18 protein-coding genes are annotated in these 16,185 nt (G+C 44.1%); all 18 read right to left on the bottom strand.

Translation table 11 applies throughout. From position 1 onward, the window contains the following. Positions 1 to 63: 63 nt before the first annotated feature. The 18 genes from nuoH to BN1082_RS12565 all read right to left on the bottom strand — a co-directional run bounded on the left by nuoH (position 64) and on the right by BN1082_RS12565 (position 15,734). Positions 64 to 1,068: an NADH-quinone oxidoreductase subunit NuoH gene (gene nuoH / locus BN1082_RS12640; RefSeq protein ID WP_090634846.1), complete on the bottom strand. Its 1,005-nt coding sequence runs from the start codon at positions 1,066 to 1,068 to the stop codon at positions 64 to 66. Continuing rightward, the gene (locus tag BN1082_RS12635; protein WP_090634845.1) at positions 1,068 to 2,168 is read right to left on the bottom strand and encodes an NADH-quinone oxidoreductase subunit D; all 1,101 of its coding nucleotides are present in this window, start codon (positions 2,166 to 2,168) and stop codon (positions 1,068 to 1,070) included. Before BN1082_RS12635 ends, nuoH begins: the two co-directional genes overlap by 1 nt. Positions 2,169 to 2,171: 3 nt before the next feature. Next, positions 2,172 to 3,590 (bottom strand): NADH-quinone oxidoreductase subunit C, encoded by a 1,419-nt coding sequence (locus BN1082_RS12630; RefSeq protein WP_090634843.1) that lies wholly within the window; start codon positions 3,588 to 3,590, stop codon positions 2,172 to 2,174. A gap of 3 nt (positions 3,591 to 3,593) precedes the next feature. After that, positions 3,594 to 4,106, bottom strand: a complete 513-nt coding sequence (locus tag BN1082_RS12625; protein ID WP_090634842.1) for a NuoB/complex I 20 kDa subunit family protein — start codon at positions 4,104 to 4,106, stop codon at positions 3,594 to 3,596. Further along, the gene (locus BN1082_RS12620) at positions 4,097 to 4,471 is read right to left on the bottom strand and encodes an NADH-quinone oxidoreductase subunit A (RefSeq protein WP_090635013.1); all 375 of its coding nucleotides are present in this window, start codon (positions 4,469 to 4,471) and stop codon (positions 4,097 to 4,099) included. Before BN1082_RS12620 ends, BN1082_RS12625 begins: the two co-directional genes overlap by 10 nt. Positions 4,472 to 5,395: 924 nt before the next feature. Beyond that, the gene (locus BN1082_RS27485; RefSeq protein ID WP_176699751.1) at positions 5,396 to 5,545 is read right to left on the bottom strand and encodes a hypothetical protein; all 150 of its coding nucleotides are present in this window, start codon (positions 5,543 to 5,545) and stop codon (positions 5,396 to 5,398) included. Between the two features lie 110 nt (positions 5,546 to 5,655). Further along, positions 5,656 to 5,799: a hypothetical protein gene (locus tag BN1082_RS27480; RefSeq protein WP_176699750.1), complete on the bottom strand. Its 144-nt coding sequence runs from the start codon at positions 5,797 to 5,799 to the stop codon at positions 5,656 to 5,658. A gap of 145 nt (positions 5,800 to 5,944) precedes the next feature. Then, entirely contained in the window at positions 5,945 to 6,352 is a 408-nt protein-coding gene (locus tag BN1082_RS12615; RefSeq protein ID WP_090634840.1) for a F0F1 ATP synthase subunit epsilon, read from the bottom strand. Between the two features lie 21 nt (positions 6,353 to 6,373). Then, complete coding sequence (atpD, locus tag BN1082_RS12610) at positions 6,374 to 7,795, bottom strand: F0F1 ATP synthase subunit beta (RefSeq protein WP_090634838.1); 1,422 nt, start codon at positions 7,793 to 7,795, stop codon at positions 6,374 to 6,376. 159 nt (positions 7,796 to 7,954) lie between these two features. Further along, entirely contained in the window at positions 7,955 to 8,812 is an 858-nt protein-coding gene (atpG, locus tag BN1082_RS12605; protein ID WP_090634837.1) for an ATP synthase F1 subunit gamma, read from the bottom strand. Between the two features lie 72 nt (positions 8,813 to 8,884). Next, positions 8,885 to 10,393, bottom strand: coding sequence for a F0F1 ATP synthase subunit alpha (gene atpA, locus BN1082_RS12600; protein WP_090634834.1), 1,509 nt, complete (start codon positions 10,391 to 10,393; stop codon positions 8,885 to 8,887). Between the two features lie 19 nt (positions 10,394 to 10,412). Continuing rightward, a complete protein-coding gene (locus BN1082_RS12595; protein WP_090634832.1) occupies positions 10,413 to 10,949 on the bottom strand; it encodes a F0F1 ATP synthase subunit delta in 537 nt (178 codons plus the stop codon). After that, positions 10,946 to 11,470, bottom strand: coding sequence for a F0F1 ATP synthase subunit B (locus tag BN1082_RS12590; protein ID WP_090634831.1), 525 nt, complete (start codon positions 11,468 to 11,470; stop codon positions 10,946 to 10,948). The genes BN1082_RS12595 and BN1082_RS12590 overlap by 4 nt, the downstream gene beginning before the upstream one ends. Before the next feature lie 126 nt (positions 11,471 to 11,596). Next, positions 11,597 to 11,809, bottom strand: coding sequence for a F0F1 ATP synthase subunit C (gene atpE, locus BN1082_RS12585; protein ID WP_026572680.1), 213 nt, complete (start codon positions 11,807 to 11,809; stop codon positions 11,597 to 11,599). 61 nt (positions 11,810 to 11,870) lie between these two features. Further along, positions 11,871 to 12,584 carry a F0F1 ATP synthase subunit A gene (gene atpB / locus BN1082_RS12580; RefSeq protein ID WP_090634829.1) on the bottom strand — a complete coding sequence of 238 codons (714 nt, stop codon included), beginning with the start codon at positions 12,582 to 12,584 and terminating at the stop codon, positions 11,871 to 11,873. A 22-nt stretch (positions 12,585 to 12,606) separates the two neighbouring features. After that, positions 12,607 to 12,981 (bottom strand): ATP synthase subunit I, encoded by a 375-nt coding sequence (locus tag BN1082_RS12575; RefSeq protein ID WP_090634827.1) that lies wholly within the window; start codon positions 12,979 to 12,981, stop codon positions 12,607 to 12,609. A 6-nt stretch (positions 12,982 to 12,987) separates the two neighbouring features. Continuing rightward, a complete protein-coding gene (locus BN1082_RS12570) occupies positions 12,988 to 13,209 on the bottom strand; it encodes an AtpZ/AtpI family protein (RefSeq protein ID WP_090634825.1) in 222 nt (73 codons plus the stop codon). A gap of 347 nt (positions 13,210 to 13,556) precedes the next feature. Next, on the bottom strand, positions 13,557 to 15,734 hold the full coding sequence (locus tag BN1082_RS12565; protein ID WP_090634823.1) for a S8 family serine peptidase: 2,178 nt from the start codon (positions 15,732 to 15,734) through the stop codon (positions 13,557 to 13,559). Positions 15,735 to 16,185 lie beyond the last annotated feature (451 nt).

Genomic DNA, 16,185 nt, shown 5'->3' with positions numbered 1-16,185 from the left:
TCCATTGCCCCACGGTGTCAGGCACTCAGTTTACATAACTACTGGTGTCAGGCACCGAATCTGTTAAAAAAATAATGATTTGATTAAGGCGGTTAAGAATATGTTTGCTAGTGAGACTGGCAGTAGTACTTTCCAGGCAAATTCCATTAGTTTGTCGGCACGCATCCGTGGGAAGGTTACACGGAACCAAATGTAGATGAATACGACAAAGCAGAATTTGAGTGCGAACCAGACAGATCCCGGGATAAAACTAAGGAATCCAAATGGCGCCATCCAGCCGCCAAAGAATAGTACGGTAATTAATGCTGACATGGCAAATAAGTACACATATTCAGCAAGCATATAGAATGCCCAGCGGAAGCCGGTATATTCCGTATGATAACCAGCAACAAGCTCTGACTCTGATTCCGGAAGGTCAAATGGCGTCCTGCTTAATTCCGCTGTTGACGCGATTAAAAAGATTACAAAGGCAATTGGCTGTCGTAAAATATTCCAGCCGTGCGTCTGTGACTGAATAATATCATTTAAGTTAAGGCTTCCCGATAGAAGAATAACACCGAGTGCGGACATTACGAGTGGGATTTCATACGAAATCATCTGTGCTGTAGCCCGTGCCCCTCCAAGGAGTGAGTATTTGTTGTTCGATGCCCAGCCGCCGAGTAGTACCCCGAATACGGTCATCCCGGAAATAGCAATATAATAAAGGAGTCCCACACCGATATCGGCAAATTGGAACCGGCTTGTAAACGGAATGGTTGCCAATACCATAAAGGATGGTGCAAAGGCAATGACCGGTGCTAGGATAAATAGTGGCTTATCAGCCATTTTCGGAATAATATCTTCTTTTAGTAAAAGCTTTAAAACGTCCGCAATGGTTTGCAAGAGTCCCCAGCGGCCGCCGACTTGGTTCGGACCGTGACGGAGCTGCATGAAGCCCATGACTTTCCGTTCGGCGAGAATGGCATAACTTACGAAACCTAATACGACAAATAGTAAAATAACCCCAAGTATAAAGAAGATGGCGAAGTTACCCAAACCGGGACTCGATTGTAACAGATCTTTAATCATTAGCCATCCACCTCTCCTAATACAATATCAATTGCTCCTAAAATCGCAATCATGTTTGCGATATTTTGCCCTTTTAACAGCTTCGGAAGAATTTGTAGATTATAGAAGGATGGTCTTCTAAACTTTAAGCGGTACGGTTCTTTTTTCCCGTCGCTAGAAATATAGCAGCCAATTTCTCCCCTTGGTGATTCAATTCTGACATATGCCTCCCCTTTTGGCGCCTTGATGATTTTTGGCACTTTAGCCAAAATCTCGCCGCTGCTCGGGAATTGCTCGCATGCTTGTTCTAATATTTTTAGAGATTCTTCAATTTCCTTTGTGCGGACATGGTAGCGTGCTAAGGCATCTCCGCCCTCTTGTGTCACAATATCAAATTTAAAGCGGTCATAGATCGAATATGGTTCATCCTTACGAAGATCCCATTTCACCCCGGTACAGCGCAGATTCGCACCGCTGAGCGAGTAATGAATAGCATCCTCCTTCGTATATCTACCGATGCCTGTTACCCGGTCCATAAAGATTTCGTTCCCGGTAACAAGGCTGTGATAGCCTTCAAGCTGTTCACGCATATAAGGAATGAAATTTTTAACTTTTTCAATCCAGCCGTCCGGAGCATCCCATTTTACACCGCCAACACGCATATAGTTGTAGGTTAAGCGGCCGCCTGATAGCTCGTTCAGCATATTGATAATAAATTCACGTTCACGGAACGCATAAAGAAACGGACTGACGGCACCTAAGTCGAGCAAAAATGTTCCCCACCATACAAGATGGCTGGCAACCCGGTTTAATTCCATGGCAATGACCCGAAGGTAATCAGCACGCTCCGGAATTTCAAGGCCCATCATCGTTTCGACAGCATGGCAGATTACGTAATTGTTGGTCATAGCGGATAGATAGTCCATCCGGTCAGTGTACGGAATGATTTGTAAATATTGCAGGTTTTCTGCAATTTTTTCAGTCCCGCGGTGTAAGTATCCGATGACAGGGGTTGCTTCTGTAATGATTTCCCCATCAAGCTTAACAACAAGCCGGAATACCCCGTGGGTACTTGGATGCTGAGGACCGACGTTTAATATCATTTCTTCTGTTCTGATCATTGGCTACACCTCCACATCATACGGCTCATAATCTTTTCTAAGTGGAAAGCCAACCCAATCTTCGCCGAGGAAAATCCGATGTAAGTTCGGATGTCCAGTAAATTTAATGCCCAGTAAATCATATGCTTCACACTCAGGCCAGTCTGCTCCGGCCCAAATTGGCTGCAAGGACTCGATGGTTGGTTCAGCACGGTCAATTTTCACTTTAAAAGCAACCGTTTGACGGTTTTTGTATGAGTATAAGTGAACATAAACTTCCATATGTGTTTCAAAATCTGTTCCATGAAGCTCTGATAAATAATCAAATCCTAGCAGCTCATTGTATTTTAAAAATTGAGCTAGTTTATAGTAGGATTCTCGCTTAGCCACAAGGGTTGGAACATCCTTGGAAAGTTTATTAATATAAGAATCTTCTAAAACATCCGATCCTAAGTTTTCAGTAATGACTTTCACGTATTTATCTAAGTAAGGCTGATTTGGTGACGGCGTAGCTTCGGCTGCGGCTGGTGCCTCACCTTTTGCTGCTCCTCCGGCTGCTTTTGCCTTGGCTGCTGCAACTGCTGCCGCTTTCGCTTTCGCTGCTGCGATGGCTTTGGCTTTTTCATCCCCGTCAGCTGCTGCAGTAGCTCCTGCACCCGCTGCTTTCGCTTTTGCGGCTGCTGCTGCCTTAGCTTTCGCTGCTGCTGCGGCTTTTGCTTTTGCTGCCGCCGCTGCTTTTGCTTTCGCATCATCTCCAGCTGGTGCCTCCTCGGCCTCTCCTGCTGGTGCAGCGTCGCCTGAAAGCTCCATCGCTTTCCTTTTTGCTGCGGCTGCGGCTTTCGCTTTCGCTACCGCTGCTGCTTTTTTCTTGGCTAAGTCATCGCCTTCTCCTGCTTCTGCCGCTTCTACCGGTGCGGCCTCTTCCGCGATGCCCTCTCTTTGCTTTTTCGCCAGTGCAGCCGCTTTTGCTTTCGCTGCCGCTGCTGCTTTTTTCTTCGCTAGATCATCGCTGTCTCCTGCTTCTGCCGCTTCTACCGGTGCAGCTTCTTCCGCGATGCCTTCTCTTTGCTTTTTCGCTAGTGCAGCCGCTTTTGCTTTCGCTGCTGCTGCTGCTTTTTTCTTTGCTAGATCATCGCTGTCTCCTGCTTCTGCCGCTTCTACCGGTGCGGCCTCTTCCGCGATGCCTTCTCTTTGCTTTTTCGCTAGTGCAGCCGCTTTTGCTTTCGCTGCTGCTGCTGCTTTTTTCTTCGCTAGGTCATCACTGTCTCCTGAAGTTGGAGCAGAAGCTTCGACCTTTTCCGTTTCAACTGGCTTCGGTGCCGCATCAGCAGACTTTGCCGCGGCTTCAGCCGCTGCTTTTGCCTGACGTTTCGCAAGGGCTGCAGCCTTTGCTTTTTCAACGGCTTCTTTCTTTAATTGTTCGAGATCCTTTTCCCCGCTCATCGGTTAGATCACCTTCTTCCCAGTTCTCGCTTCGTATCGAATTTTTTCCTTTAATTTATGGATTCCATAAATTAATGCAGCTGGGTTTGGTGGGCATCCTGGAATGTATACATCAACCGGAACGATTTGGTCGACCCCTTTAACAACTGAATAGGATTTAACATAAGGTCCACCTGCAGTCGCGCAAGAGCCCATCGCGATAACCCATTTCGGTTCCGGCATTTGATCATATAAACGGCGTAAAATTGGCGCCATTTTCTTCGTTACCGTACCGGATACAATCATACAGTCTGATTGTCTTGGTGATGGACGGAAAAAAGACCCAAAACGGTCCAAGTCGTAATGCGCAGCACCCACGCCCATCATTTCAATCGCACAACAAGCTAGACCAAATGTTACAGGGTAGATGGAACTGCTTCGTGCCCAACCCTTCACTTGCTCTAGCGTCGTTATAAAAACACTTCTTTTTACTTCTTCCACTTCTTGTGGTGAAAAGCCGTCTAAGTTTAGATCCATCGTAGCACCTTCTTTTTCCAAGCGTAGACTAGGCCTATTAACAGCATTATCACAAAAACAAACATTTCTAGTAAGGCAAATAGTCCTAGTTTATTATAAGCAACAGCCCATGGATATAAAAACACCGTTTCTACATCGAAAATAACAAACATTAGGGCAAAAATATAATAGCGGACATTGAACTGAACTCGGGAATCGTGAAATGGCTCAATACCGCTTTCATATGTGGTATACTTCGCTTCACTTGGTTTAAAAGGACGCAGAAGTTTCCCTAAAAATAGTGCCACCACCGGTAGCAGCACCCCGAGACATAGGAACACGAAAACGATCAGATAGTTATTCTGATATATATTTTGAAGTTCCATGTCATCCCCTCCAATATTGATAATTTTCTTACTTATAAATATTGTAACCGAATTCATTATAGCATTGTTACAAATCCGTGTCGACAAGCCAAAATTGCAAAATAACAAATTCAACCACCTCGAAAATTTCCCGATACAAGGCTCTTGAAAGCTGACTTTTAAAAGACCTTGTATCGGGAAATTTTACAAGCATTAGCGCTAGCAGCAGGCGATTGAATTTTCAATTTACACTCCCCTGGGTTGGGAGACAAGGGGTCTCCTCTCTGAGCATTTGCGTCACCTCACTGACATTCCCCTTGAATTTCCACCAGAGATGGCGCAAATTCGAACGGCCCATTCACGTTAAACCTATTTCAACGCTACAACAATCCGACTGATATCTATTTAATAAAATAACTATTATACTGTCAGTGAGATTTATCATATAATGTTAAACTTTTCACTATTCTCAACCTATTTTGAAATTACCTTATTTCATTTTTATGTACCGGGTAGGCAAACTTATACGCCAAAGATTATGATTGTGTTTAATGTTGGAATGAAATCAAGATTTCAAGTGCTTTAAACTAGCGTTGATAACCTCGATTTTTCATTGAATGTTTTCTAGACAATCCCAAAAGAATAACTAACGATAGAATTGAAAGGCATTAAACTGGTTAACTTGCCCGTAATCGAAGTAAGATCGTCGTAACGGGCAAATTAAACGGGTTAATGTGCCTGTAATTGAAGTAAGATTGCCGAAACGAGCAAATTTAACGGGTTAATGTGCCCGTAATTGAAGTAAGATCACCGTAACAGGCAAATTAAACGGGTTAACGTACCTGAAATTGAAGAAAAATCGTCGAAACGGGTGCTGGCGTTGATAACCTCAATCAACTACCTTTTTCCTCTTTTCCAACCGAGTTCGGGCGTTGATAACCCTGATCAACTACCTTTTTCCTCTTTTCCAACCGGTTTCGGGCGTTGATAAACCCGATCAACTACCTTTTTCCTCTTTTCCAACCGGTTTCGGGCGTTGATAACTCCGATCAATGACCTTTTTCCTCTTTTCCAATCGGTTTCGGGCGTTGACAACTCCGATCAATGACCTTTTTCCTCTTTTCCAACCCGTTTCGGGCGTTGATAACTCCGATCAATGACCTTTTTCCTTTTTTCCAACCGGGTTCGGTCGTTGATAACTCCGATCAACTATCTTTTTCCTCTTTTCCAACTGGTTTCGGGCGTTGACACCCCCGATCAATGACCTTTTTCCTCTTTTCCAATCGGTTTCGGTCGTTGACAACTCCGATCAATGACCTTTTTCCTCTTTTCCAACCGGGTTCGGGCATCGATAACCTCAATCAAAAGACTTTTTTCCTCAATACCAACCAGTTTCAGGCATTGACACCCTCGATCAAACGACTTTACCCCTCATAAAAAAAGCAAAACCCCTCCAGCACAAAACTAGAGGGGTTCGAATCATCATGATCTATTTTATAAATTTCTACCCGAAACGCCGAGGCGATTGACGGCGCGTTGCAAGGCAAGCTCTGCACGTCTGAAATCGATGTGTTCCTGGTGCTGCTCATGAAGGCGCTGTTCGGCACGTTCTTTCGCTCTTATAGCACGTTCCACATCAATATCTTCGGCTTTTTCAGCCGTTTGTGCCAAAATGGTTACCTTCTCAGGACGGACTTCGAGAAAACCGCCGCTGACAGCGATTAATTCGGTTTTACCATCCTTTTTCAAGCGAACGGAGCCAATGGCAAGCGGGGCCACCAACGGAATATGACCTGGCAAAATTCCAAGTTCGCCGCTTTGAGCTTTTGTACTTACCATTTCCACATCCGCATCATACACCGGGCCATCGGGAGTAACAACACTGACTTTAATCGTCTTCATTTTTTACCCTCCTGGCGTGCTTTAGACCTCTACACCCATGCGTTTTGCGGCCTCAATCACATCTTCAATGCGGCCGACAAGACGGAATGCATCCTCTGGTAGGTGGTCATATTTACCTTCAAGGATTTCTTTGAAACCTTTAACCGTTTCTTTTACAGGTACGTATGAACCAGGCTGTCCAGTGAACTGTTCAGCAACGTGGAAGTTTTGTGATAAGAAGAACTGGATACGACGCGCACGGTGTACGACTAACTTATCATCATCTGAAAGTTCATCCATACCAAGGATCGCGATGATATCCTGTAATTCACGATAACGCTGCAATGTTTGCTGTACTTTACGAGCAATATTGTAGTGCTCTTCGCCAACAGTCTCAGGTGACAAGGCACGAGACGTTGAAGCAAGAGGGTCCACCGCAGGGTAGATACCCATCTCAGAAAGCTTACGCTCAAGGTTTGTTGTCGCATCTAAGTGAGCGAAAGTCGTAGCTGGAGCCGGGTCAGTATAGTCATCGGCTGGTACGTAAATCGCTTGAATTGATGTAACAGAACCTACGTTAGTAGATGTAATACGCTCTTGTAATCTACCCATTTCTGTAGCAAGAGTTGGCTGATAACCTACCGCAGATGGCATACGACCAAGTAATGCGGAAACCTCAGAACCTGCTTGCGTGAAACGGAAGATGTTATCCATGAAGAACAACACGTCTTGACCTTGCTCATCACGGAAATATTCCGCCATGGTCAAACCAGTCAAGGCAACGCGCATACGCGCACCTGGTGGCTCGTTCATTTGTCCAAATACCATTGCTGTTTTCTTGATAACACCAGAATCAGTCATCTCGTGGTAAAGGTCGTTCCCTTCACGAGTACGCTCACCAACACCGGCGAATACGGAAATACCGCCGTGCTCTTGCGCGATGTTATTGATCAATTCCTGGATTAATACGGTTTTACCTACACCGGCACCGCCGAACAGACCGATTTTTCCACCTTTAATATACGGTGCAAGTAGGTCTACTACCTTAATCCCTGTTTCAAGAATTTCTACCTCAGTAGAAAGATTTTCAAATGTTGGTGCATCGCGGTGAATCGCATCACGGCGCTCACTAGCAGGTATTTCATCTCTAAGGTCAATTACCTCACCTAATACGTTAAAGACACGACCAAGTGTTGGTTCCCCAACCGGTACGGAAATTGCCTTGCCAGTATCAACAACCTCCAAGCCACGAGTTAACCCGTCTGTGGAAGACATCGCGATAGTCCGAACTGTGTCATCACCTAAATGAAGTGCTACTTCAAGGGTTAAGCTGATGTCAACCTCTGATGCATTACGCGCTTTCGTAGCGACTTTCAATGCATTATAGATTTCAGGCAGTTGGCCGTTTTCAAACTTAACGTCAACAACCGGACCCATAATCTGAAGAACGCGTCCTTTATTCATCATTTTCCCTCCTAACTTACTCTTTTGAAAAACGAACCTTACATGCGGCCCGCATTCATTTTCCTGTGTATAAATAGGTTCAGGAACGAACCATTCATTCCCGCTATCCTACTAAAAAGCCCGTTCTACCAGGCAAGTTTTATAAAAATTAAGTCTTGCTTATTCTAACGCTGCCGCACCACCGACGATTTCGGCAATTTCCTGTGTAATTGCCGCTTGACGTGCACGGTTATAGCTTAGTGAATAAGACTTGATCATTTCGTGGGCATTATCAGTTGCATTTCTCATTGCCGTCATCCTCGCAGCATGCTCACTAGCTTTGCTATCGAGTAAGGCCCCGTAAATTAAGCTCTCCGCATATTGTGGCAGGAGAACTTCTAAAATCTCTTCTGCCGAAGGCTCAAATTCATAGGAGCTGAGCTTTCCAGTTGTCGTAATATCTGTTAGCGGCAGAAGCTTCTTCTCATTTACTTCCTGTGAAATCGCACTTATATAGTGACTGTAGTAAAGATAAAGTTCATCAAAGGTTCCATCCGCAAACATTTCCACTGTGCTGCTCGTCATGTCTTTAATATCCGCAAATTTTGGCTGATCGGAAACCCCAACAATCTCGAGGATTACGTTCATGCCGCGCTTAACGAAAAAGTCACGAGCGACCCTTCCGATGGCAATGATGGCGTACTCATCCGTCGATTTATGACGGCTTTGAATGGTTTGATGGACGCGGCGGATGACGTTGCTGTTAAAAGCACCGGCAAGGCCACGATCACTTGTCATCACAATATAACCTGTTTTCTTGACAGGACGAGAGACAAGCATTGGATGTGGAATCCCTTTACTACTAACGGCAATCGCTGTCGTTACCTCCTGGATTTTTTCCATGTAAGGGACGAATGACTTGGCATTCATAACGCCGCGGTTCCATTTAGCAGCGGATGTCATTTCCATTGCCTTTGTGATTTGACTCATCTTTTTCGTCGCGTTAATACTATTTTTTATATCACGTAAGGAAGCCATATGTTCTCACCACCCTCATCAAAGAATTGGGTGTCAGGCACCTGCGTCAGCGGTGCCTGACACCAAAACCACTTATTCGGATACTGCAAACGTCTTTTTGAAGTCGTTGATTGCAGAAGCCATATCGTCGTCAGAAGGAAGAACCTTCGTTTTTGTAATATGGTCTAACAACTCTTTGCGGTTGTGGTCTAACCAAGTATGGAATTCTGATTCAAAACGACGGATATCTTGTAATGGAATATCATCAAGGAATCCGCGTGTTAAGGCATAAAGGATTGCAACTTGTTTTTCAACTGAAAGCGGCTTGTGAAGATCCTGCTTTAGAACTTCAACTGTACGAGCACCGCGTGCAAGCTTCGCTTGAGTAGCTTTATCAAGGTCAGAGCCGAACTGAGCGAATGCTTCTAATTCACGGTAAGAAGCAAGGTCAAGACGTAATGTACCAGCAACACTCTTCATCGCTTTGATTTGCGCTGAACCACCTACACGTGATACAGAAAGACCTGCGTTGATCGCCGGACGAACACCGGAGAAGAATAGGTCAGATTGCAAGAAAATTTGTCCATCAGTGATGGAGATAACGTTTGTTGGGATGTATGCAGATACGTCCCCTGCTTGCGTTTCGATAAATGGCAAGGCAGTGATTGAACCAGCGCCAAGATCATCGCTTAACTTAGCAGCGCGCTCAAGTAAGCGGGAGTGCAAGTAGAAAACATCCCCTGGATATGCTTCACGACCTGGAGGACGTTTAAGCAGCAAGGAAAGCTCACGATAAGCAGCCGCTTGTTTTGATAAGTCATCATATACGACTAATACGTGTTTGCCGGCATACATAAATTCTTCTGCCATTGCAACCCCAGCATATGGTGCTAAGAATAGCATTGGAGCTGGCTGTGATGCAGATGCAGAAACAACGATTGTGTAATCTAATGCGCCATTTTTACGAAGAGTTTCAACCGCACCACGTACAGTTGATTCTTTTTGTCCGATGGCTACATAGATACAAATCATGTTTTGACCTTTTTGGTTCAAGATTGTATCGATCGCAACAGATGTTTTACCTGTTTGACGGTCACCGATAATTAACTCACGTTGTCCGCGGCCGATTGGTACAAGAGCGTCAATCGCTTTAATACCTGTTTGTAATGGCTCATGAACGGATTTACGTGCCATAACGCCAGAAGCTACTGCTTCAACTGGGCGAGTTTTTGTCGTATTGATTGGACCCATACCATCAATTGGTTGTCCTAACGAATTCACAACACGTCCGATTAATTCCTCACCAACCGGAACCTCCATGATGCGTCCTGTACGACGGACTTCGTCACCTTCACGAATTTCGGTGAATGGTCCTAAAATAATGATACCGACGTTGTTTTCTTCAAGGTTTTGTGCCATACCCATAACGCCGTTTGAAAACTCTACAAGTTCTCCAGCCATGACATGGTCGAGACCATGAACACGGGCGATACCGTCACCGATGGAGATAACAGTACCAACATCAGTAACTTGAATGTCAGCCTGATAGTTTTCAATCTGCGTCTTTATCAGGGCACTAATTTCTTCAGCTTTGATGCTCATGAGTTTCACCCCTATCTTCTTAACTTAACAATTTACGTTCTAAGCGGTCTAGTTTGCCGCGCAAACTGCCGTCATATATACGGTTTCCAATTCGTAGCTTCACGCCGCCAAGCAAATTGGAATCCACGAAATTTTCCATTTTCAATGATTTCTTGCCGACCTTTGCCGCAAATGTCACGGAAATAGCTTCACGTTCCGCATCGGTTAGCGGACGGAAACTATGTACTTCAGCCTCCGCAATTCCCATTTCATCATTGGCAAGTTCAATAAATTCGTCTACCACATTGACAATTTGATCGTCACGGTGGCGGTCAATCAATAGCAAAAGCGTATTTAATACATATTCACTGACAGATGCAAAAGCGGCTTTTAAAATCTCTTTCTTCTTTTCTTTCGAAAGCTTGGTAGACTTTAGTACAGCTTTTAAATCAGGATTGTATTGGATAACTTCCTTTACTACACGAAGTTCTTCTTCTACTACACCAAGAAGCTGTCGTTCCTTCGCGATTTGAAAAAGAGCCAACGCATAGCGTCTTGCGATCATTGAGCTCGTCATCGCTCTTCTCCTGCCTCTTGGATATATTCGTTAATCAGTTGATCTTGATCCGCTGCACTCAAGTTTTTCTCAATCACTTTAGAAGCAATGAGGACAGATAATGAAGCAACCTGTTCGCGAATCGCGGCAACTGCTTTTTCTTTTTGCTGCTCAATTTCTAATTTCGCTGCATCTTTAATACGTTCAGACTCTGTGCGTGCTTGCGCAATGATTTCTTCACGCTGCACATCGCCTTGCTTTTTTGCATTTTCAATTAAAGTTTGGGCTTCGGAACGAGCTTCTTTTAAAAGATTTCGTTGCTCTTCTAAAAGCTTTTTCGATTCTAAACGGCCTTCTTCCGCCGCATTTATTTCATTCGCAATATGCTCTTCGCGCTGCTTCATGATGCCCATTAAAGGACCCCAAGCAAACTTCTTAAGCAATGCTAACAAAATGATAAACATTAACAGCTGGAAAATAACATCTCCGGCCGCAAAGTGGGTTGTCTCTGCAGCACCCAACACTAAACTGTTTGTTAACACTCGGGTTCACTCCTTTCAAGAGTCAATCACAAAAAATCCGGTGCCTGACACCAAAATATTGGTGCGGCAAGTTATGGACATAAACGAATGGCGAAGATTTGCTTCGCCATCTGGAGTTTTCTACTTTTATCGACCTAGAACCATGAACGCGATAACAACGCCGATGATTGGTAATGCCTCAACTAACGCAACCCCGATAAACATAGTTGTTTGAAGTAATCCACGAGCTTCTGGCTGACGAGCGATCCCTTCTACTGTACGACCTACGATTAGACCGTTACCGATACCTGCTCCTACTGCTGCTAAACCAATTGCAATTGCTGCTGCTATAAGATTCATTATTAATTTTCCTCCTTAAAATTGTATGAATAAATAATAAATTATTTTTTCCTAAAAATTTTTAATGGTCACTTGACACTTTGTGTGACATGTACACCATTGTTAGCATCGTAAAGATATATGCTTGGATAGTTCCGATGAAAATGGAGAATCCTTGCCATACAAGGGTTAACGGCACTGCTGCTATGATGCCGAGCGGTCCTGACATCGCTAGTCCGCCCGCGAGTAATGAAAGAAGTAATTCACCCGCGAAAATATTACCATAAAGACGTAGACCAAGCGTTAAGGTATTCGCAAATTCCTCAATAATTTTTAATGGGAATAAGAACGCCATAGGGCTGACAAATGTTTTTCCATATTCCTTTGGTCCCTTGAGCTTTACTCCGTAATAATGGGTAAGACCTAAAATCATTACTGCAAGTGATAAGGTAATGACCGGGTCAGCAGTTGGTGATTTCCACCATAGGTTGTCATTAATAACGATGGCAAACGGAAGACCTAACATATTGGATACAAAAATATACATAAGTAATGTTATTCCAAGGATGTGGAATCTTCCCCCATCCTTCCAATCCATCGTGCTATTGATGATTCCCTTCACAAAATCCATTACCCATTCCAGGAAATTTTGCATTCCTGTAGGCTTTACTGCCAGCTTGCGGGTTGAAACAATTGCTATGATAAAAACGATCACACTTGCAACTGTAATCATTAGGATATTGGCCAGGTTAAACCAAAGACCCATAAATTCCACCTGAGGAGCTCCATGATGCATGTAAACTCACCTCGCTTCCCGTTTATTTATGTATTTTCATTGCATGGTAAAAATAATCTATCATAATGACAAAATAAGATGTCATTAGTCCCGCTACAACAAATACAATATTAAAATATTGAGGGTATTTTAATGCGATGATTGCAGCAATCGCGGCTGTTGCCATCCTTTGCAGCGATCCGAGTGACGCTACCTTTTTCCCTTTTGCAATGGCCTTATCAAAGCGTTCCGTTTTCCTCACTAGCATCCAAAGATTGAGGAAGCTAAAGCATGTCCCTAAAATCAAGCCTGAAAAAATGGTCTTGTAAGAAGTAAATCCCCAGCCAAGAACATAAATCGACAACAAGTAAAAAATCCATTTACGTTGCCTATTGTAAATCACTCTGAATTCTGGCATAGTTAGTTAATCTCCTGAATAGAAATGACGGATGGAAAAAAGCATAGCATAGACTCCTGCTGAAAGCCCTATTAACAATCCGATTATTAAGAAAATAGGCTCAGTACCCCATTGGTGGTCTAGCCATCTGCCTGAAAAAATACCGATAAGAATGGAACCGACTAACTGGGAAACAATTGCCGACATCAAAGCCATCGCTTGAAATGGATTGCGGTTATTTTTCTTCATATTATCGCATCCTCACTTTTTGAGAATGGAAAACAGACACTTGGAAATTGGAAAAGATAATGCCTTACAATACCAACATTAACATCACGCAGATATTGAAAACCCTATCATTTCATACCCTTTGTTAGCATACAATAGCGCCCTATCAATGTCAATGCATTTACGTGAAATAATCCACAATCAATTTCCAGAAATCCGCTCTATTCCCCCCTATAAAATTTCATGTTTTTCAACCTTCTGCCTTTCGTTTTTTCCAGATTACAATATTCGTATAAAGAGGAGTTAATCCCTTAATTTGGAAAAAGGAGATTGCGCCTCGTTCTTCAATGAGGCGCCCTCCCCTTTTCTTATTTTCCAATTTCAATTATCTTTTCAATTGAATCTTCTTGTCCTGCTTTTTTGGCAAACACTTTTGCGAGATAGATTCCTTTTGACGGAAGCTGATCAGGAGAAATTTCCTTACGAATCAACCCTTTCTTTACATTTCTTCCTGTATCCAAAAAGCCAATAAAGCGAAAATCCTCCGGGTTAAACAACGCAATTCCAAATTCCTCAGCCCCACCCGGTAAATACACTTCATAGAGGTAATCACCAGGCTTGTCACCTGCGGCGAAATCAAAGCCCATGACCCTAGGGTAATTCGGCTCCTCGAGAACATAAATATACGGAATTTGAATCTGGTTTGAACCTGCATTCAATTGTAGGGAACCATCATGAATTTTCCCTTTTAATTCTTTCGGCTCGACCATTAGCTCGACTGTTACATCCTTCGTTTGCTTCGGTCCGAGCGTAAACGGAAGCGGGAATCGCCACTTTAATCCATCAGTTTGGAACGGGATGTCAAAGGAGTAACGAACGGTGTTCCCGCTTGTATTTTCCACTTTTACCGTAGCTTTGTGGACTTGCCCACTGTTTGGAAACTTGCCAAACTTCAGCGAGCTTGGGATTACAAGTGAACCGGCTTTCACCGCCTCGTCGACCTGAATTCGCCCCGCTCCTTGTTCGTACATCCGATAGTTTTTTCCGAGCGGCTTAGCGGTGTTCATTAATGCTGCCTTGATTTCAAGCGGCGACCACTCGGGATGCGCCTGCTTAATCAAGGCGCAGGCACCGGCGACATGGGGTGCTGCCATACTTGTTCCTTGCAACGATAGATAGCCTCCCGGAACGGTTGAGTTAATCGCAACACCGGGTGCTACAAGGTCCGGTTTAATTTCCCACGTGCCGGTAACGGGACCGCGTGAGCTAAAGTCGGCAAGCCTGTCCTTTTCTTCGATGGTTGTGATTCTTGTTGATAAGCGGTTGGTTACTTTCTTTTTTAAAAATTCTCCGTCCTGCTTAGACAGCGACGCCACCGGAATGTCGCTTTGCGTTTCTAAATTCCCCATAAAGTTGCCGCTCATATGATTGTAGATAATGACCGCGGCAGCTCCCGCTTCTTGGGCGTTTTTCGCTTTTTCGGAAAAAGTTAACTGGCCCCGCTTAATGAGCACGATCTTGTCTTTAGCCTTTTGCAGGTCCTCTTTTGTCCCAATACCGCCATCGACCATATCGATAGCGCGTTCGAACGACCATGGCGCTGACCCTTCCATTGGTTGAATGCGGAATTGCTTTCCTTCTATTATTAAGTATGGCACTTCCATCGTAGGCGTGGAGGCGCCAACAGAAATGGCTTTCGTAGCTGTCCCAGGTGAACCCACTGTCCATACATTTGGCCCAGAATTGCCATTTGCCGCCACAGCCACAATCCCCTTATCCACCGCATTGTTTAAGGCAAGACTAATGGGAAGGTCCGGTCCGTTTACATCATTGCCGAGCGAAAGGTTGATGATGTCGACCTTATCCTTGATGGCCTGCTCAACCGCTGCAATCACCTGCTCAGTCGTCCCGCCGCCTCCAGGCCCAAGCGCTCGATAAGCGATAATCTTGGCCTCCGGAGCGACCCCTTGGATTTTTCCATTCGCGGCGATGATCCCAGCCACATGAGTGCCATGAAGAGTTGCCTTTCCTTGGGATCGGGTTTCCATCGGATCTTTATCTTGATCAACAAGATCGTGGCCGCCTGCGTAGTTCCGTCTCAAGTCAGGATGAGTGTAATCGATCCCGGTATCAATGACTCCAACCGTGATCCCTTTCCCGGTAAGCCGTTGATTTTTCTCATCAAAAATTGTCCGAACCTTCTCCGCACCAATAATTTTCACACCTTCTTCAGTTTGCACGGTGTATTGGTTGACGGGCGAAATATTCATAATTTGTTTGTTCTGGGCAAGCTGAGCAATTGTTTTCGCTGGCCCTTGAACAGAAAACCCGTTAAGTGCCTCTCGAAAAATTTTGCGTAGCCTGATGTCTTTATAGGGCGCGAGGAATTGTTGAATTTCCTGTTCAGTTTGCGGGTTTTGGAGCACAACAATCGCAATTTGCGTGTCATTTGGGAGGCTTGGTATGATGAGCAGCTTTCGAGCAGCAGCTGCCGGAAGAACTTGAAGGGTTAGCATGAACGCGAGCAACACGATGAGTTTTTTCATATAAGAATGATTTCCCCTTTTTTTATTAGGTTTTTCTAAAATGGGGAAAGTATTCTTTTCGGTTTTAAAAGAAAATTAGGGGGGAGGAAGTGGTTTATGTGCCGTTTTGGACAGGATATGTGCCGTTTTTTCACTTTTATGTGCCATTTTCCATTTTTATGCCGTTTCTTTCAAAAGTCTATCCTAATCATCTAAGACGCCTGTTTTCCGACTGGCAATCGCTCTTTTCAGTTACTTTTTGAAAGATTTAACCTGCTTGAATTACGATATGTGCCGTTTTTCAAATTTATGTGCCATTTTTGTGTTTTATGTGCCGTTTTCACCCACTTATGTGCCATTTTCCATTTTTATGTGCCGTTTCTTTCAAAAGTCTATCCTAATCATCTAAGAAGTCTGTTTTCCGACTGGCAACCGCTCTTTCAGTTACTTTTTTAAGGATTTCACCTACTTG

The organism is Neobacillus massiliamazoniensis (assembly GCF_001048695.1).
GTDB classification, from domain to species: domain Bacteria; phylum Bacillota; class Bacilli; order Bacillales; family Cytobacillaceae; genus Neobacillus; species Neobacillus massiliamazoniensis.
Note: the sequence above shows the minus strand (reverse complement) of the source record. Positions and strands in the feature narration are given on the sequence as shown.